The sequence below is a fragment of the Intrasporangium calvum genome (assembly GCF_028446585.1).
GTDB lineage: Bacteria > Actinomycetota > Actinomycetes > Actinomycetales > Dermatophilaceae > Intrasporangium > Intrasporangium calvum_A.
Genome location: NZ_JAPFQL010000078.1, coordinates 1 through 20,718, shown reverse-complemented (window position 1 = coordinate 20,718; position 20,718 = coordinate 1). Strand labels below are relative to the sequence as shown.

The 20,718-nt window shown below is 72.1% G+C and carries 17 protein-coding genes, 1 tRNA gene and 1 pseudogene; 6 read left to right on the top strand and 13 right to left on the bottom strand.

Annotation, left to right across the window (positions count from 1 at the left end):
* Positions 1-32 precede the first annotated feature (32 nt).
* Positions 33-875 carry a formyltetrahydrofolate deformylase gene (gene purU, locus OO014_RS15520; RefSeq protein ID WP_272463230.1) on the top strand — a complete coding sequence of 281 codons (843 nt, stop codon included), beginning with the start codon at positions 33-35 and terminating at the stop codon, positions 873-875.
* Positions 876-881: 6 nt separating this feature from the next.
* Here purU and OO014_RS15515 read toward each other — a convergent pair.
* The 5 genes and pseudogenes from OO014_RS15515 to OO014_RS15495 form a co-directional block, all read right to left on the bottom strand.
* Positions 882-1,460 (bottom strand): annotated as a pseudogene (locus OO014_RS15515) (dienelactone hydrolase family protein); the annotation flags it as partial.
* Positions 1,461-1,555: 95 nt separating this feature from the next.
* On the bottom strand, positions 1,556-2,158 hold the full coding sequence (gene plsY / locus OO014_RS15510; protein ID WP_272463228.1) for a glycerol-3-phosphate 1-O-acyltransferase PlsY: 603 nt from the start codon (positions 2,156-2,158) through the stop codon (positions 1,556-1,558).
* A complete protein-coding gene (locus OO014_RS15505) occupies positions 2,155-3,186 on the bottom strand; it encodes a DegV family protein (protein ID WP_272463227.1) in 1,032 nt (343 codons plus the stop codon). The genes plsY and OO014_RS15505 overlap by 4 nt, the downstream gene beginning before the upstream one ends.
* Before the next feature lie 39 nt (positions 3,187-3,225).
* A complete protein-coding gene (gene leuS, locus OO014_RS15500) occupies positions 3,226-6,174 on the bottom strand; it encodes a leucine--tRNA ligase (protein ID WP_272463226.1) in 2,949 nt (982 codons plus the stop codon).
* 175 nt (positions 6,175-6,349) lie between these two features.
* Positions 6,350-7,036 carry a lysoplasmalogenase family protein gene (locus OO014_RS15495; RefSeq protein WP_272463225.1) on the bottom strand — a complete coding sequence of 229 codons (687 nt, stop codon included), beginning with the start codon at positions 7,034-7,036 and terminating at the stop codon, positions 6,350-6,352.
* A gap of 120 nt (positions 7,037-7,156) precedes the next feature.
* Here OO014_RS15495 and OO014_RS15490 point away from each other — a divergent pair, with 120 nt between their 5' ends.
* Complete coding sequence (locus OO014_RS15490; protein ID WP_272463224.1) at positions 7,157-7,525, top strand: thioesterase family protein; 369 nt, start codon at positions 7,157-7,159, stop codon at positions 7,523-7,525.
* A gap of 95 nt (positions 7,526-7,620) precedes the next feature.
* Here OO014_RS15490 and OO014_RS15485 read toward each other — a convergent pair whose 3' ends face one another.
* The gene (locus OO014_RS15485; protein ID WP_272463223.1) at positions 7,621-8,232 is read right to left on the bottom strand and encodes a YgjV family protein; all 612 of its coding nucleotides are present in this window, start codon (positions 8,230-8,232) and stop codon (positions 7,621-7,623) included.
* A 203-nt stretch (positions 8,233-8,435) separates the two neighbouring features.
* Here OO014_RS15485 and OO014_RS15480 point away from each other — a divergent pair, with 203 nt between their 5' ends.
* From OO014_RS15480 to OO014_RS15465, 4 genes are all read left to right on the top strand, one after another.
* A complete protein-coding gene (locus OO014_RS15480) occupies positions 8,436-10,709 on the top strand; it encodes a CHAT domain-containing protein (protein WP_272463222.1) in 2,274 nt (757 codons plus the stop codon).
* Between the two features lie 9 nt (positions 10,710-10,718).
* Positions 10,719-12,671 carry a caspase family protein gene (locus OO014_RS15475; RefSeq protein ID WP_272463221.1) on the top strand — a complete coding sequence of 651 codons (1,953 nt, stop codon included), beginning with the start codon at positions 10,719-10,721 and terminating at the stop codon, positions 12,669-12,671.
* Between the two features lie 145 nt (positions 12,672-12,816).
* A complete protein-coding gene (locus OO014_RS15470) occupies positions 12,817-13,419 on the top strand; it encodes a biotin transporter BioY (protein WP_272463220.1) in 603 nt (200 codons plus the stop codon).
* A gap of 124 nt (positions 13,420-13,543) precedes the next feature.
* Positions 13,544-15,877 carry a CHAT domain-containing protein gene (locus OO014_RS15465; RefSeq protein WP_272463219.1) on the top strand — a complete coding sequence of 778 codons (2,334 nt, stop codon included), beginning with the start codon at positions 13,544-13,546 and terminating at the stop codon, positions 15,875-15,877.
* 27 nt (positions 15,878-15,904) lie between these two features.
* Here OO014_RS15465 and OO014_RS15460 read toward each other — a convergent pair whose 3' ends face one another.
* The 7 genes from OO014_RS15460 to rsfS form a co-directional block, all read right to left on the bottom strand.
* Positions 15,905-16,507, bottom strand: a complete 603-nt coding sequence (locus OO014_RS15460; RefSeq protein ID WP_272463218.1) for an energy-coupling factor transporter transmembrane component T family protein — start codon at positions 16,505-16,507, stop codon at positions 15,905-15,907.
* On the bottom strand, positions 16,504-17,196 hold the full coding sequence (locus OO014_RS15455; RefSeq protein WP_272463217.1) for an energy-coupling factor ABC transporter ATP-binding protein: 693 nt from the start codon (positions 17,194-17,196) through the stop codon (positions 16,504-16,506). The genes OO014_RS15460 and OO014_RS15455 overlap by 4 nt, the downstream gene beginning before the upstream one ends.
* A complete protein-coding gene (locus tag OO014_RS15450) occupies positions 17,187-18,329 on the bottom strand; it encodes a thiolase family protein (RefSeq protein WP_272463216.1) in 1,143 nt (380 codons plus the stop codon). Before OO014_RS15450 ends, OO014_RS15455 begins: the two co-directional genes overlap by 10 nt.
* Positions 18,313-19,281, bottom strand: coding sequence for an AMP-binding enzyme (locus OO014_RS15445; RefSeq protein ID WP_272463215.1), 969 nt, complete (start codon positions 19,279-19,281; stop codon positions 18,313-18,315). Before OO014_RS15445 ends, OO014_RS15450 begins: the two co-directional genes overlap by 17 nt.
* A gap of 59 nt (positions 19,282-19,340) precedes the next feature.
* Positions 19,341-19,416: transfer RNA gene (locus OO014_RS15440), tRNA-Ala, on the bottom strand.
* A 94-nt stretch (positions 19,417-19,510) separates the two neighbouring features.
* Positions 19,511-20,194, bottom strand: a complete 684-nt coding sequence (locus OO014_RS15435) for a histidine phosphatase family protein (protein WP_272463214.1) — start codon at positions 20,192-20,194, stop codon at positions 19,511-19,513.
* Entirely contained in the window at positions 20,191-20,631 is a 441-nt protein-coding gene (gene rsfS / locus OO014_RS15430) for a ribosome silencing factor (protein WP_272463213.1), read from the bottom strand. The genes OO014_RS15435 and rsfS overlap by 4 nt, the downstream gene beginning before the upstream one ends.
* Between the last annotated feature and the right edge of the window lie 87 nt (positions 20,632-20,718).

Below are 20,718 nucleotides of genomic sequence, written 5' to 3'. Positions count from 1 at the left end.
ACGGCACCGGCGCACTGGGCCACAATCCACGGATGGCCCGGCACATCATGACCCTCACCTGCGACGACCGTCCCGGCATCGTTGCCGCCGTCTCCGCGGCGCTGCTCGACGTCAACGCCAACATCGTGGAGAACCAGCAGTACTCCGACGAGGACACCAACCTGTTCTTCATGCGGACGGTCTTCGACGCAGCGGAGGCAGACGTCCAGACGGTGCTCGACGCCATCGACGCGAGCGCCGCCGTGGAGCACCAGCACCTGGCCGTCCGCCCCGCCGACGAGCGCTGCCGGACCCTCATCCTCGTCAGCAAGTTCGACCACTGCCTGCTCGACCTGCTCTACCGCTGGAAGTCCGGTGACCTGCCGATCGACATCGTCGGCGTGGTCTCCAACCACGAGGACACGCGCGGGCTGGTCGAGTACTACGGGCTGCCCTTCACCCACCTGCCCGTTTCAAAGGAGACGAAGGCGGAGGCCGAGGCGGAACTGCTGCGCATGGTCGACGCGGAGGACGTCGGCCTCGTCGTGCTCGCCCGCTACATGCAGATCCTGTCCAACGACCTCTGCGAGCAGCTCGCCGGCCGCGCCATCAACATCCACCACTCCTTCCTGCCCGGCTTCAAGGGCGCCAAGCCCTACCACCAGGCGCACGACCGCGGGGTCAAGCTCATCGGCGCCTCCGCGCACTACGTCACCGGTGACCTCGACGAGGGCCCGATCATCGAGCAGGACGTCGTGCGGGTCACCCACGCGGAGACGCCGGAGCGGCTCGTCGCGATCGGCCGCGACGTGGAGCGCCGGGTCCTCTCGCGAGCGGTCCGCGACCACGCCGAGAGCCGGGTCTTCCTCTCGGGCCGACGGACGATCGTCTTCTGAGACCGCTCAGACGCGGGCGAGGAAGGCCAGGACCCGCTCGGTGAGTGCCTCGGCGGCCGCCCGGTCGTAGGTCGGCAGGGTGTCATCGGCGAAGAGGTGGACACTCCCGGGATAGAGGAACAGCGCTCCGTCCTCGGCCTGCTCGACGAGCTCCCGAGCCGCGTCGAGATCACCCTCGCCCGCGAAGATCGGGTCCTCGGCCATCCCGTGAACCTGCACGGGAACCGTGGCCGGCCAAGCCGACCCGAACTCTGCCGGCGGCAGGCAGGACTCGAAGAAGAGAGCGCCACGCGCCCCCGGACGGGTCTGGGCGAGCTGCTGGGCGGCCATGACCCCCATCGAGAAGCCGGCGTAGACGACGTCGCCGGCAAGCCCCTCCGCCGCTGCGATGCCACGCTGCTGGACGGCGCCGAAGCCCACCTCGCGGGCGTAGGCGATCCCGTCGTCGAGGCTGTCGAAGGTCCGGCCGTCGAAGCAGTCCGGCGTGTGGACGGTGTGCCCCGCCGCGCGGAGCCGGTCGGCGAACCGCACGACCCCGGACGTCAGGCCTTGGGCGTGGTGGAGGAGGAGGAGCTCGGTCACGGGAGCACTCGCTTTCGTTGAGGAGGTACGAGCAGCCTAGGGAGCACCGCTGACACCGGGCCGGTCTCAGTGGCCACGAGCGCGCCAACGGTGCTGCGTCAGTGGAGGTGACGCTGACGCCACCAGCCGACGACGTTCTTCTGGTGCCGCCACAGCACGACGAGCGCCACCCCGATCAGCCACAGCCCGGTCCAGACGTCGCCCGGCGCTCTGCCGGCCAGGACCACGGCGGCCGTCACGAGCAGGGCGAGGGCAGCGAAGATCGAACCGGCCGCAACCCACCGGGTGAGCACCACGGCAACGACGAAGACCGCCAGCACGATGCCGGCGACCCACGGATGCACCCCGAGGACGGCCCCCAGGGTCGTGGCCACCCCCTTGCCGCCGCGACCCCGGAGGAACGGCGACCAGATGTGACCGAGGATCGCAGCCAGCCCCACCGCGTACGCCGCATGGGCGCCGAACCACTGCCCGGCGAAGAAGGTGGGCACGAGTCCCTTGAGGACGTCGAGGATCCCCACGAGCACGCCCCACTTGCGGCCGAGCACGCGGCCGGCGTTCGTCGCGCCGGGGTTGCCGGAGCCGGACGCCGCGAGGTCCTTGCCGAGCAGTCGGGCAGCGATGGTCGCGGGGTTGACCGAGCCGATGACGAACGCCACCACCACCGCTCCCGCGAGCACGGCGTGGGTGGCCCCCTTCACAGCGGGTCGACTCCGGCGTCCCGCGGCTCGAGCACGTCGCCCGCCCGGGGTGACACGGCGACCGCTACGGTTCCGGGCCCGACGTGGGCCCCGACGACGGCTCCGAGCTCCAGCACGAGGACGGACCGCGCGCCGCGGACCCGTTCCCGCAGCTGCGTCGCCACTGTCTCGGCCCGGTCGGCGGAGTCGAGGTGGTGCACCGCGATGTCGACGGCGACGCCGGATGCCTCGGCCTGCTCCACGGCCAGGGCCACGAGGCGCGCGATGGCCCGGGACGAGGTCCGGACCTTCTCGACCGGCACGATCCGGCCGTCACGGACCGACAGGATCGGCTTGATCGCCAGCGCCGAGCCCAGCAGCGCCGAGGCCGCGCCGATGCGGCCCCCACGACGCAGGTGCTCGAGGGTGTGGACGTAGAAGGTCACGGACGAGGGGCCGAGCCTGGAGTTGACCGCAGCGAGGACGGCCTCGAGGTCACCCCCGCGGCCGGCGCACTCGGCCCCCGCGACGACGGCGAAGCCCATCGCCATGCCGATCGTCTCGCTGTCGATCGCGACGACGGGCACGGATGCCTCGGCCGCGGCCAGCGTCGCTGCCTCGTAGGTCCCCGACATCTGGCTCGACAGGTGGACCGACACGATGTGCGTGGCCCCCTCGGCAGCGAGCCTGGCGTAGACCTCGGCGAAGACGGCGGGGCTCGGCCGCGACGTCGTGACGATGGTGTACTCGTGCAGCGCCTCGGCCACCTGTGCGGCCGTGATGTCCCGCCCCTCGACGTGCTCGCGGCCGGCGACGACGACGTGCAGCGGCACGACCTCGATCCGGTGCGCCGTCACCAGGCTCTCGGGCAGGTAGGCCGTCGAGTCCGTGACGAGCCGCACGTCGACCCGCGGGGACTCCGGCTCGGCGCGGGCGAGCTCGGCGGCGCGGTTCCGCGACCAGCGGCGCAGCCGCTGGCCGACCAGCTCGTTCAGCCGGTCACCCAGGCGGTCCGCAGGCCGGGCGCCCTCGGTGGTCACCGTGGGCACCCGGCGAGCTCAGCGGCATACGGCATGGTCGATCCTGCCTCAGAGGGGCACGACGTTGACGAGCTTCGGGGCCCGCACGATGACGGTGCGGACGCCGTTCTCGGTCGCCGCCTTGACCTTGTCGCGCGCGAGCGCGAGCTCACGCAGCTCGTCCTCCGAGATGTCAGGAGCCACCTCGATGCGGTCGCGGACCTTGCCCTTGATCTGGATGACGCAGGTGACTGCCTCCTCCACGATCTTGGTGGGGTCGCTCACCGGGAACGGGACGTAGGAGACGCCACCGGCGTGGCCGAGCTTGGCCCACAGCTCCTCCGCGATGTGCGGAGCCACCGGCGCGATCATCAGCACGAGCGCCTCGACGACCTCGCGCGGCGGCACGTCGAGCTTCGTCACGGCGTTGTTGAGCTCGATGAGCTTGGCGATCGCCGTGTTGAACCGCAGGCCCTCGTAGTCCTCCCGGACACCGGCGATGGTCCGGTGCAGCTGCGTGGTCAGGGCCTGGTCCGGCTCGACGTCGCCGACCCGCACCTCCCCCGTCCCCTCGTCGACGACGTTGCGCCACAGCCGCTGGAGGAAGCGCTGCGAGCCGACCACGGCGCGGGTCTCCCACGGCTTCGACACCTCGAGGGGGCCCATCGCCATCTCGTAGAGCCGGAAGGTGTCCGCCCCGAACGCGTCGTACATCTCGTCCGGGCTGACCGAGTTCTTCAGCGACTTGCCGATCTTGCCGTACTCGCGGTTGACGCGCTGCCCGTCCCAGGCAAAGGTCGGCTGGCCGTCCTGGCCCTGCTCCTCGACGACCTCCGCGGCGGGGACGTACTGGCCCCGCTCGTCGGTGTAGGCGTACGCCTGGATGTAGCCCTGCGCGAAGTACTTGCGGAACGGCTCCTCGCTCGAGACGTGCCCGAGGTCGAAGAGAGCCTTGTGCCAGAACCGTGCGTAGAGCAGGTGGAGCACGGCGTGCTCGACGCCGCCGACGTAGAGGTCGACGCCGCCCGGGTCGCGAGTTCCCTCGGGAGCACCGGCCACGGGGGTCGGCTGCTTGGCCAGCCAGTACGCCTCGTTGGCCGGGTCGACGAACTTCTCGTGGTTGGCCGGGTCGAGGTAGCGGAAGTAGTACCAGCAGGACCCCGCCCAGTTGGGCATGGTGTTGGTCTCGCGGCGGAAGCGCCGGGGCCCACGGCCGTCGCCGAGGTCGACCTCGACGTTGACCCACTCAGGCACGCGCGACAGCGGCGGCTCGGGGCTGCTCGTCGCGTCGTCCGGGTCGAAGGTCTTGGGACTGTAGTCCGGCACGTCCGGCAGGGTGAGCGGCAGCTGGTCGTCCGGCACCGGATAGCTGACGCCGTCCTCGTCGAACATGATCGGGAACGGCTCGCCCCAGTAGCGCTGGCGGCTGAACAGCCAGTCGCGGATCCGGTAGGTGATGGCCCCCTCGCCGATGCCGTCGAGCTCCAGGGCCTCGACGATGCGCGCCTTGGCGTCCTCGAGAGCGAGGCCGTTGAGGTCGACGTGGTCGTTGGCGGAGTTGACCGCGAAGCCGTCCGCGACGAAGGCCTCGTCGAGCGGGGCGTCGGCCTCCTCGACCGAGGGCGCGACGACGCGCCGGATCGGGAGCGAGAACTTCGTGGCGTACTCGAAGTCGCGCACGTCGTGGCCCGGCACCGCCATGATGGCGCCGGTGCCGTAGCCCATCAGCACGTAGTCCGCGACGAAGACCGGGATCGGCTCGCCGTTGACCGGGTTGGTCGCCCAGGTGCCGGTGAAGACGCCCGTCTTGTCCTTCCCCTCGGTCTGCCGCTCGACGTCGCCCTTGCGGGAGGCGGCGAGGCGGTAGGCGGCCACGGCCTCCCGCGGGGTGCCCGCGGCGGCGGCGTTGCCCTTCCAGTCGTCGTGGGTGCCGTCCGGCCAGTCGCCGCCCGGGACGAGCTGGTCGACGAGCGGGTGCTCCGGGGCCACGACCATGAACGTCGCGCCGAACAGCGTGTCCGGACGGGTGGTGAAGACCTCGATCTCGGAGTGCTCGCCGGACACCGTGACGACCGGGAAGCGCACCCGCGCCCCCTGCGAGCGCCCGATCCAGTTGCGCTGCATGAGCTTGACGTTCTCGGGCCAGTCGACGCGGTCGAGGTCGTCCGCGAGCCGGTCGGCGTAGGCGGTGATCCGCATCATCCACTGGGACAGGTTGCGGCGGAAGACCGGGAAGTTGCCCCGCTCCGATCGGCCCTCGTTGGTGACCTCCTCGTTGGACAGGACGGTCCCGAGCCCGGGGCACCAGTTGACGGGAGCCTCGGACTGGTAGGCGAGCCGGAACGCGTCGAGGGCCTTGGCCTGCTCCGTCGCCGTCAGCTCGGCCCACGACCGGCCGTCCTCAGTGAGGACGGCCCGGCGGCCCGACTCGAACTCCTCGACGAGCTCGCTGATCGGCCGAGCCTTGCCGCGGCCACCGTCCTCACGGACGGCGTTCTCGTCGTACCAGGCGTCCCAGATCTGGAGGAAGATCCACTGGGTCCAGCGGTAGTACTCCTCGTCGATCGTCGCGAACGAGCGGCGGTTGTCGAAGCCGAGGCCGAGGCGGCGCAGCTGCCGCTTCATGACCGTCATGTTCTCCTCGGTCGTCTTCCGAGGGTGCTGACCGGTCTGGACGGCGTACTGCTCGGCAGGCAGGCCGAACGCGTCGTAGCCGAGGGCGTGCAGGACGTTCTTGCCGAGCATCCGGTGGAACCGGCTGTAGACGTCGGTCGCGATGTAGCCCAGGGGGTGCCCGACATGCAGGCCGGCCCCGCTCGGGTAGGGGAACATGTCGAGGACGACGAGCTTGTCACCGCGCTGCGCGACCTCGTCGGGCTCGGCCCAGGGGCCGGCGGGGTTGGGCGCGTTGAACGTGCCCTCCTGCTCCCACCGGTCCTGCCAGGCGACCTCGATGTCGGCGGCCATGGCCGCGGTGTAGCGGAACGGCGTCTCGTTGGTCTGCGTCTGCTCGCTCATGTCTTCTCTCTGGTCAGGTGGGTCAGCACGTGGGTCGACACTCTTCGACACTGCCGGGACAAAAGAAAACCCCTCGCACAGGAGGGGAGCCGCGTTGATGCCGGGGGCCCGGCTTTGGTCAACGCGGCTGCGGAAGGAGCAGCTGACCAGCCATGTGCCCAAGGTTAGCGCAGGATCATCCGAAGGCCGCGGCCCCCAGCAGCCCGACGACGAGCAGGGCCAGGGCGGAGTGGTAGAGGACGAGCACCAGCGTCGGCGCCCACCGTCGCTCCAGCACGAAGCGGTCGTGTCCGAGCGCGAGGTGGGCGACGAACAGCAGCGCGGCGCCGCCGAGGACGGCGTGGCCCTGCTGCTGCCATGCCGCCACGAGGACGAGGACCACCAGGGACAGCAGCTGCAGGAGGACGACGCCCCGCTGCCGGCCCGAGAAGCGGACGACGTCACGTCCCCAGCGCCGCTGGAGGACCGCGATCGCCACCAGGGCGACGGGGACCCACCAGCGCAGGCCGTCTCGTCCCGGCGCCGAGACGAGGGCCCAGACCCAGGCGGCGTGGGCCAGCACCGACACCCAGAGCGCCACGAGGTAGCGGCGCTCCGTCGCGGTCAACAGGAGGGCGTCGACGACGAGCTGGAGCGCCAGGGCGACGAGCACCGGCGTCAGGACCGGCGCCGTGTCCGGCCTGACGAGCGAGTCACCGATCGTGCCGTCCGTCGCCAGCGACCACGCCAGACCGGCGAGAAGAACGGTGAAGGTCGGCCGCGTGATGAGGTCGACGACATGGTCCTCCCGCGCGATGGCGAACCAGTTGAGAGCCGCCGTGAAGGCGACCGCCACCGCGAGAACCATGACATGGGTCTCCACCCGGCAAGGGTGGCAGCCAGCCGGACGTGGGCGGGGTGGGACACGCGGCGACGATCAGATCACCTTTTGGGACACCGGCGCAGCGGCACTCCAGAACCGTGCCAGACTCGAGTAATGCCTATGCGCCACTTCCAGCACACCGTGACACCGGACGACACGGCCGCAATACTCGGCACCGGCGACCTCGACGTCCTCGCGACGCCGCGGCTCGTGCAGTGGTGCGAGAGCGCCGCGTTCCAGGTGTGCCAAAAGTCCGTCGACGACGACCACACCACGGTCGGCACGATGGTCAAGTTCGAGCACGTCAAGGGCAGCCCGGTCGGCACCGAGGTGACGGTCCACTGCGCCGAGCCGATCAACGACGGTCGCCGCCTCGTCTGCTTCGTCAGCGTCAAGGACGCCGAGGGCGACGAGCTGGGCAACGGGGAGGTCCACCGTGCGGTCGTCGACCCCGAGCGCTTCATGAACCGCTGCCGCAAGCTCGTCTGAGCCCGCCCGAGCGCTCCCGCCGGCTCAGCGCGGGAGCGAGCTGAGCGGCATACGAAGAAGACTGCGGCCGTATGCCGCTGGGCTTGGTCCCGCGGTCACAGCACGTAGGCGTCGCCGTCCTTGTGGAAGCCGAGACGCTCGTGGTAGGGGTCGACCATGTCGTGCGGGGTGAGGACCCTGCGGAAGCCACGCGAGCGGAACGGGCCGTCCGGCCCGAAGACGAACTCACCGGGTGAGAGATCCCGGTAGGGCGGGGTGACGTAGTCGAGGAGCAGCTGGGCCCGACCGTCGCCCAGGTCGCGCATCAGCACGACACCGACCGTCGCGTCGCCCTTGAGGACGAGGAAGGACGGGTCACCGGTGAAGGGGTCGTGGACGAAGCTGGGGTTGTGCCGCCGGATGTCGGCCTCGTGGACACGCAGGACGTGCCGGAGGTAGTGGTCGTCACCGTCGACCTCGAGCACCTCGTAGGCGGCAGCGTCATGGCGCTGTCGCGACATCCGCGAGAGGTGCACCACGTTGATGACGGCGAGCACGACGTTGAGGCCGACCATCGGCCACACCCCGACGGCGAGGTTGTAGCCGATCAGGACCACGCACCCGACGAGGTTGATCAGCCGCAACCGGTGCAGCTGGGTCTGGAGGAGCGACCAGACGAGGACGGCCGAGCCGATCCAGCCCACTGCCTCGAGCCACCAACCCTCCATGGGCGGAGCCTACCCATCAGACCTGCGTCTCCCCCTCGCCCCACACGGCGTAGGCCGTACCGGTCGGCAGCGCGGTCACTGCAAACGCGACACCGGTGCCCTGATCACGTGAATCCGGCTGGTATCACCCATCCGAGGTCTAGCCTCTGAAGAAGGTCAGGGATGGGCCGATCCGAGTGGGTCCGTTCGGTGAGGGGGTCGCCGTGGAACGCGACTATCTGGACTTCGAGGTCTCCATCGAGAGCACGCCGACGGGGCAGGTCGCCCGCGTGGCGGCATCACCTGCCGGCGGCGGGTCCGCCGCGTTCGCCCTGCCCTTCTCGGCCGTGGAGCTCGCGCAGTTCATGACGGCGGTCGGACCGCCTCGCGTGGCGTCGCGTCGACTCGTGCCCGCGGAGACGCGCGTGATGGACGTCAAGGACCACGGCCGGCGCCTCGGTGACGCGCTCTTCGCCGGGGAGGTGGGACGCCTGTTCCGCGAGAGCCTCTCGAGCGCCAAGCAGCAGGGCGCCGGCCTCCGCGTCCGGCTCTCGCTCCAGGGGGCACCCGACCTGGAGCCGGTCCCCTGGGAGTACCTCTACGACAGCGAGCTGGGCCGCTTCCTCACCCTGTCGTCGCACACGCCGATCGTCCGCTCCGTCGAGGCGCTCGATGTGCCGGCCCCCGTCCAGGTCACCGCACCACTGCGGGTCCTCGTCATGATCTCCAGCCCGTCGGACCTGCCCGAGCTCGCCGTGGCCCACGAGGAGAAGCTGCTGCGGGCCACCACGGCCGACCTCGTGAAGAGCGGTCGGCTGGAGCTCGTCGTCCTGACGCGAGCGACGCTGAGCGAGCTCCAGCGCGCCCTGATCGACACCTTCCACGTCTTCCACTTCATCGGGCACGGCGGCTTCGACCAGGGCGCCGGCGAGGGAGTGCTCGTCCTGGAGCGGGAGGACGGCACGAGCCACCGCGTCGACGCCTCGCGGCTGGGCACCCTGCTCCACGACGCCAACGGCATGCAGCTCGTGGTCCTCAACGCCTGCGAGGGGGCCCGCACCAGCGGACGGGACGCCTTCTCCGGGGTCGCGCAGGCCATCGTGCGCCAGGGACTGCCCGCCGTCGTCGCCATGCAGACGGAGATCTCCGATCGGGCCGCCCTCGTCTTCAGCCACGAGTTCTACTACTTCCTCACCCGCGGCCTGCCCATCGACGCGGCGATCTGCGAGGTGCGCAAGGCCATGGCGACCTCCGACGAGGCGGCCGAGTGGGGCACCGCCGTGCTCGTCCGGTCGGGCCTGGACCAGCCCTTCGACGTGTCAGCTCTGCGGAGCACCGCCGAGCCGGCCCCCGAGGGACGGCTGGAGTCGCTCTACGCCGCCGCGCAGTCGTCGTTGGCCTCTGCGACCCCGCAGACCGCGGTGCCGATCCTGGAGCAGATCGCCTCCGAGCGGCCGGACTACGCGGATGTCACCCTCCTGCTGGACGCGGTCAAGGCACCGCCTGAGCTGCAGGAGCTGCCCCCGCCGGCGGGGCCGGCTCGATCTGGGCCCACGCCGCGGCCCCAGACGCCGCCAGCGCCTCCACCACCGTCGGGCCCGACCGCTCCGCCTCAGGGACCCCCGAGGGTGACGCTCATGCCGGAGCGTCGCACCGGCAGCGGGTGGAAGTGGCTGGCGGCAGCCCTGGCCCTGCTCCTCGTCGGGGTCATCGCGTTCATCGTCTGGGCCGCGAGCCTGGCGGAGGACCCGACCCCGCTCGGACCCAGCGCCGGACCCAGCGCCGGTCCCGATGCGGTCACGGTGGCCTGCGGACCCGTTGCCGACATCCCGCGTGCCGAGGCCGAGCTCCTCGTCGCGTGCGCCCCCACGCCGCCGATCATCGACGGCCGGTTCGACGAATGGGCCGGCGTCACGGGCGTCGGTATCGATGCCGTCATCTTCCCCCGCAGCGGCGCCAACCCCCATGGCGTCCACGGCACCGCTCGACTGCTCTGGAACCGGGATGCGCTCTACGTCCAGGCCGACGTGGTCGACCCCGTGATCATCGAGGTCGACGAGTCGCAGCCGGACCAGTACTGGCGAGGTGACTCGATCTCCTTCGAGATCGGGCCGGATGCCCGGGAGCTCGGACCGGGCGCGGGAGTCCGCAACGGCCGCGACCGGCACGTCATCATCGGCGTCGCACCCGGGGGCGCGGCCCGAGGCGCCATCAACACCGCCGCCGGCGGCGACTTCCCGCCGGGGGGCGCGGTGCCCGAGATCGAGGCCGCGCTGGCACGCACGCCCGACGGCTACCTGATCGAGGCCCGGGTCCCGTGGGCCGTCCTCGGAGTGGACCCTCCGACGCGGGGCGCCGTCCTGGCCGGCCAGGTCAACATCAGCGACGCCCGGCTGGACCCGTGGAACCACCTCGCCATGATCAGCAGCAACCCGGATCGCATCGTGCAGCGCCGACCCGGGGCGTGGCAGCCGATCATCCTGGGCGACGTGAGCTGAGGGACCGACGTGCCGAGCCTCCACGCCCTGCTCGTCGGGATCGACGCCTACCCCGAGCCGGTCCCGCCGCTCGTCGGGTGCGTCAATGACGTCACGGCGATGGCGGAGACCCTCACGACCCTGATCCCCGCCGACGACCTCGAGCTGCGCCTGCTGACCAACGAGGGCGCCACCCGGCAGGCCGTGGTCGACGCGCTGCGCACCCACCTCGCGGCAGGGGGCCCCGACTCGACCGCGCTCTTCTACTTCAGTGGGCACGGCTCCCAGCAGCACGCGCCCGCGGAGCTGTGGACGCAGGAACCGGATCGGCGCAACGAGACGCTCGTTCTGGCCGACAGCCGCTCGCCCGGCGGATGGGACCTCGCCGACAAGGAGCTCAACGGCCTGCTCACGGCCGTGGCCGGGGCCGTCAGCCATCTGCTCGTCGTCCTCGACTGCTGCCACTCGGGTGACGGCACGCGGGACGCCAATGGGTCGGTCCGGCTCCGCCTGGCGCCGGAGGACCCGAGAACGCGGCCCGGGTCCAGCTTCCTGCCGGAGGCGACCACCGACGTGGGCTCCACCCGGCGCGAGGCACCGGGCGCCACGACCCGCTCCGCCTGGGCGACGCCCCCCGGGGCCAACCACGTGCTCCTCGCCGCGTGCCGGGCTGCCGAGACCGCCAAGGAACTCACCATCGCCGGTCGTGGTCGCGGCGCCCTCTCGGCGGCACTGGAACGCGCCCTGCGGGACCACGGCAGCCGGCTCACCTACCGCGACGTCCACCGCTTCGTCACCGCCGGGGTGCTCGCCCGCGTCGAGGACCAGCACCCCCAGCTCGAGACCGGGGACGCGACCGACCTCGACCGCGCGTTCCTCGGCGGCGTCCTTCCGGCCCGGCCCGCGCAGCTGACCCTGAGCCACCTCCCGGACGGATGGAGCATCGACGCCGGGGCCGTCCACGGAGTCCCCGAGCCGATCGGCGAGGACACCACCGAGCTCGCCGTCTACGCGCTCGGAGGCGAGACCGACGGCGCGCCCTTGGCGGAGGCGGCCGTCACCTCCGTCCTGCCCGACCGGTCGCGGGTGGACGTCACACCGGACCTCGACCCGGCGTTCGTCTACCGCGCGGTCATCAAGACGATCCCGCTCAAGCCGGTCGAGGTCGCGATCCTCGGTGAGTCGGCCGGAGCCGAGGCCCTGGAGGCTGCCGCAGCGTCCGCCGACTCGACCCTGATCCAGCTGCAGGCGGACCCGGCGACCGCCGACCTCGTCGTGCGCGCGCTGCCGGACGGCTTCGCCATCACGCGTCCGGGTGTCACCCGTCCGCTCGTGCCCGTCGTGGCCGGGCACCACCGGGAGGAGCGCACCATCGTCGCGCTGGAGCGGGTGGCGCGCTGGCTCCGCCTCTCCTCGCTGTGCAACCCGGCGACGCAGCTGCCCTCCGGCGCCGTGCGGATCGACGTCGAGTCGGACGCCGGCCGTCTGGCGGCCGACGGACGCCTCGAGATCTCCTACGTCGACGACCGGCCCCCGCCCTTCACGGTCACCCTGACCAACACCACCCAGCAGCCCCTCTGGTGTGCGCTGCTCGACCTCACCGAGACCTACGGGATCTTCACCGATGCCTTCCCCGCGGGATCGACCTGCCTGGACGCGGGCGCGGCCACCGCGGTGTCCCTCGTCGGCCAGCTCTCCGATGCCCTGTGGGACGAAGGCACCGTCATGGTCACCGACCACCTGAAGATCGTCACGAGCACCTTGGAGTTCGACCCTCGATCCCTCGAGCAACCCGAGCTCGACGTCGACGTGGCAACTGCGGCACCGGTCCTCCGCGGCGGGACCGCGCCCACGTCCACGCTCGACCGGATGCTCGGGCGCGTCGCGACGCGGAGCGTCCGACCGGCCACCCCACCGTCAGGCGTCGCCGACTGGCGGACCGACGACCTCCATGTCGTGACCATCCGACCCCGTGGGAGCTGACAGCGACTCATCCGCTGTCTGCTGGGCCGCCGGTGGACGCTTTGGCCCTGCCTTCGGACAACGCGTACGGTTGGCACGCTCACGAGCCGGGCCAGTGCGCCGGACGCGGGCCACCCAGCACTGCCCAGATCACTTGAGGAGCTCCGTGAGCACGACCGACAGCCGCATCCGCGACCTCGCCCTCGCGGTGACGTTCGCGGGCTTCATCGCCGTCCTCGGCCTGGTCCCCGCGTTCTCGCCGTTCGGCTTTCCGGTGCCGATCACGGTCCAGTCCCTCGGCATCATGATCACCGGAGCGGTCCTCGGCGCACGCCGTGGTGCGGCTGCCGTGCTGGTCTTCCTCTTCCTCGTCGCCCTCGGGCTGCCACTGCTCTCGGGTGGCCGAGGTGGGCTCGGGGTCTTCGCCGGACCGAGCGTCGGCTACCTCATCGGCTTCCCGATCGCGGCCTTCGTCATCGGCGGGCTCATCTACCGCCGCGGGAGCCCCTTCCACACCGGTTACGGGCTCCTGGCCATGATCCTCGGCGGCATCGTCGTGCTCTACGCCATCGGCGTGCCGGCCACGGCCTGGCGGGCCGGCATCAGCCTTCGTGCTGCTCTGGCCGGCAGCGCCCTCTTCCTCGTCGGCGACCTGGCCAAGGCGGTCGTCGCGACCATCGTCGCCGGCGCCGTGCACCGCGCCTACCCCGGTCTCCTGCCGCAACCGCGCCCAGCGGCGGACCACGTCCACGACACCGCCACTCACTGACGGCGCGAGCCAACGGCTGCACCGATGTCGCGGATTCGCTGAGGTATCAGCGTCGGCGGGTCTAGCCTCCGAGTAAGAGGTCAGCCTGATCCACCCTCCACCAAGGGATCTCTGGGGGCTCGCCATGGAGCGCGACTATCTCGACTTCGACCTCGCCCTCGTTCGTGCGGGGGGCGAGCTGGTGGCCCGCGTCCTCGGCTCCCCCGCCGGGCCGGCCGACGCACCCTTCGTGCTGCCCTTCACGGCAGTCGAGCTGGCTCAGTTCATGAACGCCGTCGGCCCGGCCAGGGTGGCGTCGCGCCGCCTCGTCCCCGCCGCCACCCGCGTGCTGGACGTGAAGGAGTACGGGCGACGCCTTACCGCCGCGCTGCTCTCGGGTGACGTCGACCGCGCCTTCCGCGAGAGCCTCCACCTCGCGAAGCAACAGCGCCTGGGCCTCCGGGTCCGCCTGCGCCTCGACTCCGTGCCGGACCTCGACTCCGTGCCCTGGGAGTACCTCTATGACGCGCGTCTCGGCCGCTTCCTGACGTTGTCGACCCAGACGCCGGTCGTCCGGGTCCTCGACTCGCTCGACGACCCGCCCCCGGTTCAGCTCCACGCACCGCTGCGGGTCCTCGTCCTCATCTCCAGCCCCACCGACCTCCCGCGACTCCAGGTCGAGCGTGAGGAACAGCTCCTGCGAGCCACGACCGGCGACCTCGTGCAGAGCGGTCGGCTCGAGATCGTCGTGCTGGCCGACGCCACGCTGAGCACGCTCCAGCGGGCCCTGCTGCAGCACTTCCACGTCTTCCACTTCATCGGGCACGGCGGCTTCGACCTCGGCCCGGACCAGGGAGTCCTCGCCCTCGATCGCGAGGACGGCACCGCCCACCGCGTGAGCGGCGACCAGCTCGGGACACTCCTGCACGATGCCGAGGACATGCAGCTCGTCGTCCTCAACGCCTGCGAAGGGGCACGTTCCAGCGGCCGGGACGCCTTCTCCGGAGTGGCCCAGTCCCTGGTCCGCCAAGGGCTCCCGGCCGTCGTTGCCATGCAGACCGAGATCTCCGACCGCGCAGCGCTGGTCTTCAGCCACGAGTTCTACTACTTCCTGACCCGTGGGCTGCCGGTCGACGCGGCCATGTGCGAGGTTCGCAAGGCGATGGCCCTCGCGGACGAGGCCGCGGAGTGGGGCACCCCAGTGCTACTTCGTTCCGGCTCCGGCCAGCCCTTCGACCTCCGGGCGTTCGGACGGGTCGCCGAGCTCGCGCCGGAGAGCCGGTGGGAGTCTCTGTACACGGCCGCCCAGCAGGCCGTGGCTGCCGGCAGCCTGCACGTCGCACTGCCGCTCCTCGAACAGCTCGCGGCCGAACGTCCCGACTACGCGGACGCAGCCGCGCTCCTCGACGGCCTCCGGCAGACGGGCTCCGGCCCCCAGGGCACGACGCCGCAGACCCAGCCCCCGACGCCGGCCCCCGCCGCGCCACCGGAGGCTCCCACCGAGGATGGCCAGACACCCGAGGGTGGAAGTCCGGAGCGAGAGCCGCAGCCGACGCGACCGCAGCCGGCTTCAAGGCAGCCGTCGACCCGTCCCCGACCGACCCCGTTCGCGCGTCGCGCAGGCAGAAGCGGCCGGCGCCGGCTCCGCGTCGGGACCGTGCTCAAGATGGTCTTCTGGGCCGCCCTGCTCATCGGTGGATTCTCGGCGTGGCTGAACCTGCCCAGCCTGGCCCAACGGGTCGGCCCCCTCGTCGAGGCGGCGTGCGGCTCAGCCTCGCAGCCCTCCCCGGCACCGAGCCCTCAGGCCAGCCGGTCGAGCCTCGTGGTGGGCTGCGCCCCGTTTGCGCCAGTGGTGGACAGGGAGTTCGACGACTGGCGGTCCCTGCCGAGTCACCTCGTGAGCTCCGTCGTCGAACCACCCGGTGGCGACCGAGCCGGCGTGGCGAGCTCCTGGCAGCTGCTCTGGGACCAGGACGCGCTGTATGTCCACGTCGTGGTGACCGACCCCAAGATCACCCCGGTCCGGTCCTCGGACCCGAGGTCGTTCTCCGCGGGCGACTCGGTCTCCTTCGAGCTCGGGCCCGACCCACGGCGGCTGCGGCCCACCGAGGGCCTCCGGCCGGGTCGCGACGTGCACGTCGTGCTGGGCGTCGCCGATGACGGTGACCGCGACGCCGTCGCCGCCATCCAGGTAGCGGCGAAGGACGCGTTCGGAGCCCCCCGGCTCGCCCGTGACATCGACGTGGCCCGGAGGGCGACCGCAGCCGGCTACGAGCTCGAAGGACGCGTGCCGTGGGCCCTGCTCGGGCGGGAGATCGCCCCGGCTCGCGGCAGCGTCATCGGGCTCAACCTGAACGTCAGCGACGCCTCCGCGACCGGCAAGCTGCGCCTGGCACTGAGCAGCAACCCCGAGTGGAGCGGCAAGGCACAGCTGCGGCCCGCGCTCTGGCACACGGCGCTGCTCCGCGACGAGAGCTGATCGACGGCGGGGCAGCCGCCCCGTCGGTCAGTCGTCCACGCCCCGGGCAACGAGGGCGTCGGCCAGCCGGTCGGCGTGCCGGAGGCTGCGCACGACCAGGGGCACGATGAAGGCCAACGGGCTCGAGGCGGCCCCGCGAGCCAGCTGGGCCTGGCGGACGTCCCGAGCCAGCTCGATGACGACCGCCACCGAGCGGATGCCGAGCGCGACGAGCAGCCCCAGCCGCTCCGGGTCGACCCCGAGCCGACGGAGCGGCCGGGCGCACCGCACCACGACATCGACGATGGCCGTCGTCGGAGTCGTCAGGCTGACGAGGGCCGCCAGCTGCACGAGCGCCAGCATCCCGCCGACCACGACCACCGCCTTCTCCCACCCCGCGACGACGGCCTGAAAAGCCGCCAGCGCCCCCAGGAACCAGACGAGTGGCCGGACCTGCGCCACCGCGGTGCGCCACGGGATCCGCGCGGCGAGGTGGAGCAGCGCCACGATCGCGAGCGCGAGTGCGACGTGCCACGGCCGGCTCAGCCGCAACGTGGCCACGGCCGCTGCGACGAGGAGCAGCAGCTTGGCCCCCGCGGGCAGGCGGTGGACGACCGAGTCCCGGTGGACGTAGACGGCGAGGGCACTCACAGGACGAGCCGCTGGTAGGCGGCGACCGCCTCGTGAGGCGAGCCGTCGAAACGCAGTCGGGCGTCGTGGAAGACGAGGACGCGGTCGAAGTCGTCGAGCAGGTCGAGGTGATGCGTGACGAGGATGACCTGCTGCCGCAGGCTCGCGACCACGTCGCGCACCCGCCGGGCATTGACGAGGTCGAGGAGCGTCGTCGGCTCGTCCATCACCACGACGTCCGGATCGGTGACGAGCACCGACGCGAGGGCCAGGAGCTGCTTCTGGCCACCGGACAGCAGGTGGGCGGGGTGGTCCCGGTGCTCCTGGAGCCCATACGCCTCCAGCGCGGCGTCGACCCGCGCCGCCACCTCCTGCTTCGTGAGCCGGTGGCGGCGCAGGCCGAAAGCGACATCCTCGGCCACCGTGGGCATGACGATCTGCGCGTCGGGGTCCGTGAAGCAGAAGCCGACCCGGCGACGGATGGCGCGTGCCTCCCTGCCGGTGTCCAGCCCGTCGACCCGGACCTTGCCCGCTCTGGGGACGACGAGCGCGTTGACCATCCTCGCGAAGGTCGACTTCCCGGAGCCGTTGGCACCGATCACGCCGATGCGATGCTCCGTCAGGCTCACCGAGACGTCGGACAGCACGGTCCGCTCGCCACCCGAGACGGCGTAGGCGTGACTCACGGAGTCGAACTCGATCAGCGGCATGCTTCCACCACCAGCGCCGTCCCCTGCCCGCCGCCCGCCGCGACGGCTGCGAGTCCGTAGCGGCCCCGCCCCTGCCGCACGAGCTGGGTGAAGAGCCGAACGACGAGCACGGCGCCGCTGGCGCCCCAGGGGTGGCCCAGCGCCAGCGCGCCGCCGCCGAGGCAGACCCGGGCCGGATCGATCGCGAGAGCGTCGTAGCAGGCCAGGACCTGGCCGGCGAACGCCTCGTTGACCTCGATGACATCGAGGTCGTCGGTCCCGAGGCCCGCCTCTGCGAGGGCCTGCTCCACCGCAGGGACGAGGCCGAGCCCCGGCCGGGTCGGGGCCACTCCCGCCGACGCCGCCCCGATGATCCGCAGCCCCGGCCGCCCGGCGGCACCCGCCGCGGTGACGGGGACGATGCCCACCGCGGCGGCACCGTCATTGATGCCGCACGAGTTGCCCACCGTCACGGTGCCCCCTTCCCGGAAGGTGGCCGGGAACCGCGCCAGGCGCTCCGGAGTGAGGCCCGACCGGGGCCGCTCGTCCGCGACGACACCGCCCACCGGCACGATCTCGTCGGCGAACTCACCCCGCGCTGCCGCCAGCACGGCGCGCGCGTGGGACTCAGCGGCATACGCGTCCTGCCGTTGTCTGGAGACGCCGCGTTCCTCCGCGAGAAGGTCGGCGGCGAGCCCCATGTCGATGTCGTCGGCGGGCGGCGCGAACGGGGCCCGCTCGTAGCGGACCGGCGCCTCGCCGTCCCGCGGGGGCCAGTAGCGCCACGGCGCCGTCGAAGCGCTCTCCACCCCGCCGGCGACCACCGGTGCCGACCCGGCGCGGACGAGTCGCGCGCCGAGCTCGATCGCCGCGAGCCCACTCGCGCACTGCCGATCCACGGTCAGCGCCGGGACCGAGCTCGGCAGCCCCGCCTCGAGGGCAGCCACTCGCGCGACGTCACCACCGGGTCCCATGCAGTTGCCGAGGATCACCTCAGCAGGAGGTCCCTCGAGCTCGCTGGCAACAGCCTCCAGGACGACGGCCCCCAGCTGGGCGGCGGTCACGCCGGCGAGCGCGCGGCCCGCGGTGCCGATGGGGGTGCGGCGTGCAGCGACGATGAGCGCATCGCTCGCTCGCTCATTCCGCGAGGGCACGACGGTCCACCTTCCCCGCCTCGGTGAGCGGCAGCTGCTCAACGACCCGCCACACTCGCGGGCGATGGCTCGCCGGCAGCTCGGCCCGCGCCGCACGCTCCAGGAGCTCCCGGTCAGCGGCCCGGGTCAGGGTCGCTCCGACCACCTGTCCGAAGGTCGGATGAGCGACCGCGTGCACGACCACGCTCCCCCGGGCGAACTCCGCGAGGACCGCCTCGACCTCCGCGACCAGCACCGTGGCACCAGCGGTCACCACGGCCTCCGGACGACCGAGGACGGTGAGGACCCCGTCGTCGAGACGTCCGAGGTCGCCGACGGTGGCCCAGTCGTCAGCGGTGCGCCGCAACGGGCCCGGCGGCCCGTCGTAGCCGTCGCAGAGCCAGGGGGACCGCACCCAGATGGTCCCGGGAACCGGGACGTCCCGGATGGCGACCTCGACACCGGTGAACGGCCGCAGCACGAGGTCGCCCGAGGACGCCGCCACGAAGCTCAGCTCTGCCGCGCCGTAGTAGTGGTCGAGCCGCAGTCCCCGCTGTCGAGCCGCGGCGGCAACCGGCTCCGGCACACCCGAGCCCGCCAGCACGACCCGGGCTCCGGCGGGCAGCCCCGCGCCGCGTCGGTCCAGCTGCGCGGGGGTCAGGCAGGCGTGGGTCGCCGCGACCGCATCGGCCACGAGCTCGGCGCCCGCCCAGGCCGCGTGCACGGCGGCGAAGAGGTTCATCGTGGAGGTGAGCGGCCCCGGCACCCACACCCGCGCTCCGGACTCCACTCCCGTCAGCTGCGAGTACGCCGGGAAGGAGCCCCACCACGACTCGGTCGTGCGGAGCACCCGTCGCACGGTCGGCCCGGCCGTCCCGGACGTCCGCAGCGCAAGCCCGGCGCCCGAACGGCGAGCGGCGAGCACCGCTGCAACCGGGTCGGCGTGCTCCTCGGGCCGGACGTGGTCCGTCATGGAACCTCCTGGGGCAGATGCGACGAAGGGCCGGACACGTCGTCCGGCCCTTCGTCATCTGGTGGAGCTGAGGGGACTCGAACCCCTGACCCCCTCCATGCCATGGAGGTGCGCTACCAGCTGCGCCACAGCCCCGTTGGAACTCACTTCCGTGAAGTGCCTGCGTCACTCTAGCCAATGATGGCGCCTCGGCCCAAATCCGCGGCGGCGCCGCCCTCGGGCGCCGCGGTCAGAGCCGCCACGGGCCGAGGTTCCACCCCGAGATCCGCCAGCGTGACCGGGCGCTGAAGCTCTTGCTGCTCTCGACGAGCTCGATCCAGTGGCAGTTGTCGATGCCGCGGAAGATGACGTCCGAGACGTCCTGGTCGAGCCCGACGAGCTCGGTCGCGCCGATCCGCCCGGACACCCCGTGGGCGACGATCACGGCCGTTTCGCCCGGCAGCAGCTCGCGCTCCACCTCACGCACGCACTCACCGACCCGATGGGCCACCTCGGCACGCGTCTCTCCCGTCAGGCCGCGCGGCACGTCCTCACCGCGGTCGAGGGCGGCGATCGTCTCGGGGTACCTCTCCCGAACCTCGTCGGCGTGCATCCCCTGCCACTCACCGACGTGGACCTCACGCAGTCGCGCGTCGAGCCGCACCTCGAGCCCCGTCAGGGACGCGATGGCGTCGGCCGTCGCGGCCGCCCGCTGCAGGTCGCTGGAGACGAGCAGGGCCGGTCGGTAGGCAGCCAGGTGCGGTGCAGCGGCCGCCACCTGCTGGCGGCCGGTCTCGGAGAGCTCCGTGTCCTTGTGGCCCTGCCACACCCGGGCGGCGTTGTCGACGGTCTCCGCGTGCCGCAGGATGACGACTCGGCGGCCGGCTCCGGACGCGGGTGTCGAGCTGGCCGCCCCCGCACCGGTCACGCTCACGGCGTCGTGCCCGCCTCGCCGTCGGAGTCAGGCGCGTCAGTGGTCGAGCCGACAGGGCCGCCCGGTCGGGCCGGGGCCTCGATCGTCGCCAGGTCGATCTCGGGGCAGTCCTTCCAGAGGCGCTCGAGCGCGTAGTACTCGCGCTCGTCCTCGTGCTGGACGTGCACGATGATGTCGCCGAAGTCGATCAGCACCCAGCGACCGTCCCGCTCACCCTCACGCCGGATGGGCTTGGAACCGAGCTCGCGGAGCCGGTCCTCGACCTCGTCGACGATGGCGCCGATCTGCCGCTCGGAGGCGGCCGAGGCGATCACGAAGACGTCGGTCAGCGGCATCTGGTCGCTGACGTCGATGGCCGTCACCTTGTCGGCGATCTTCTCGGCCGCGGCGTCCGCAGCAGCCTTGGCGAGCTGCAGGGCATGGGATGTTGCTGTCACTGGTCTCCTTGCGACGGGACTGCCTCGGGCAACGCCGAGGCGACGCCCAGGCGGAGCGGCTCGACGGGGGGCGCGCCACACGGCGCC

Coding starts and splice junctions, on each gene's coding strand:
- purU (WP_272463230.1), top strand. CDS start 33: ATGGCCCGGCACATCATGACCCTCACCTGCGACGACCGTCCCGGCATC.
- leuS (WP_272463226.1), bottom strand. CDS start 6,174: ATGAGCGAGCAGACGCAGACCAACGAGACGCCGTTCCGCTACACCGCG.
- OO014_RS15490 (WP_272463224.1), top strand. CDS start 7,157: ATGCGCCACTTCCAGCACACCGTGACACCGGACGACACGGCCGCAATA.
- OO014_RS15485 (WP_272463223.1), bottom strand. CDS start 8,232: ATGGAGGGTTGGTGGCTCGAGGCAGTGGGCTGGATCGGCTCGGCCGTC.
- OO014_RS15465 (WP_272463219.1), top strand. CDS start 13,544: ATGGAGCGCGACTATCTCGACTTCGACCTCGCCCTCGTTCGTGCGGGG.
- OO014_RS15455 (WP_272463217.1), bottom strand. CDS start 17,196: ATGCCGCTGATCGAGTTCGACTCCGTGAGTCACGCCTACGCCGTCTCG.
- OO014_RS15445 (WP_272463215.1), bottom strand. CDS start 19,281: ATGACGGACCACGTCCGGCCCGAGGAGCACGCCGACCCGGTTGCAGCG.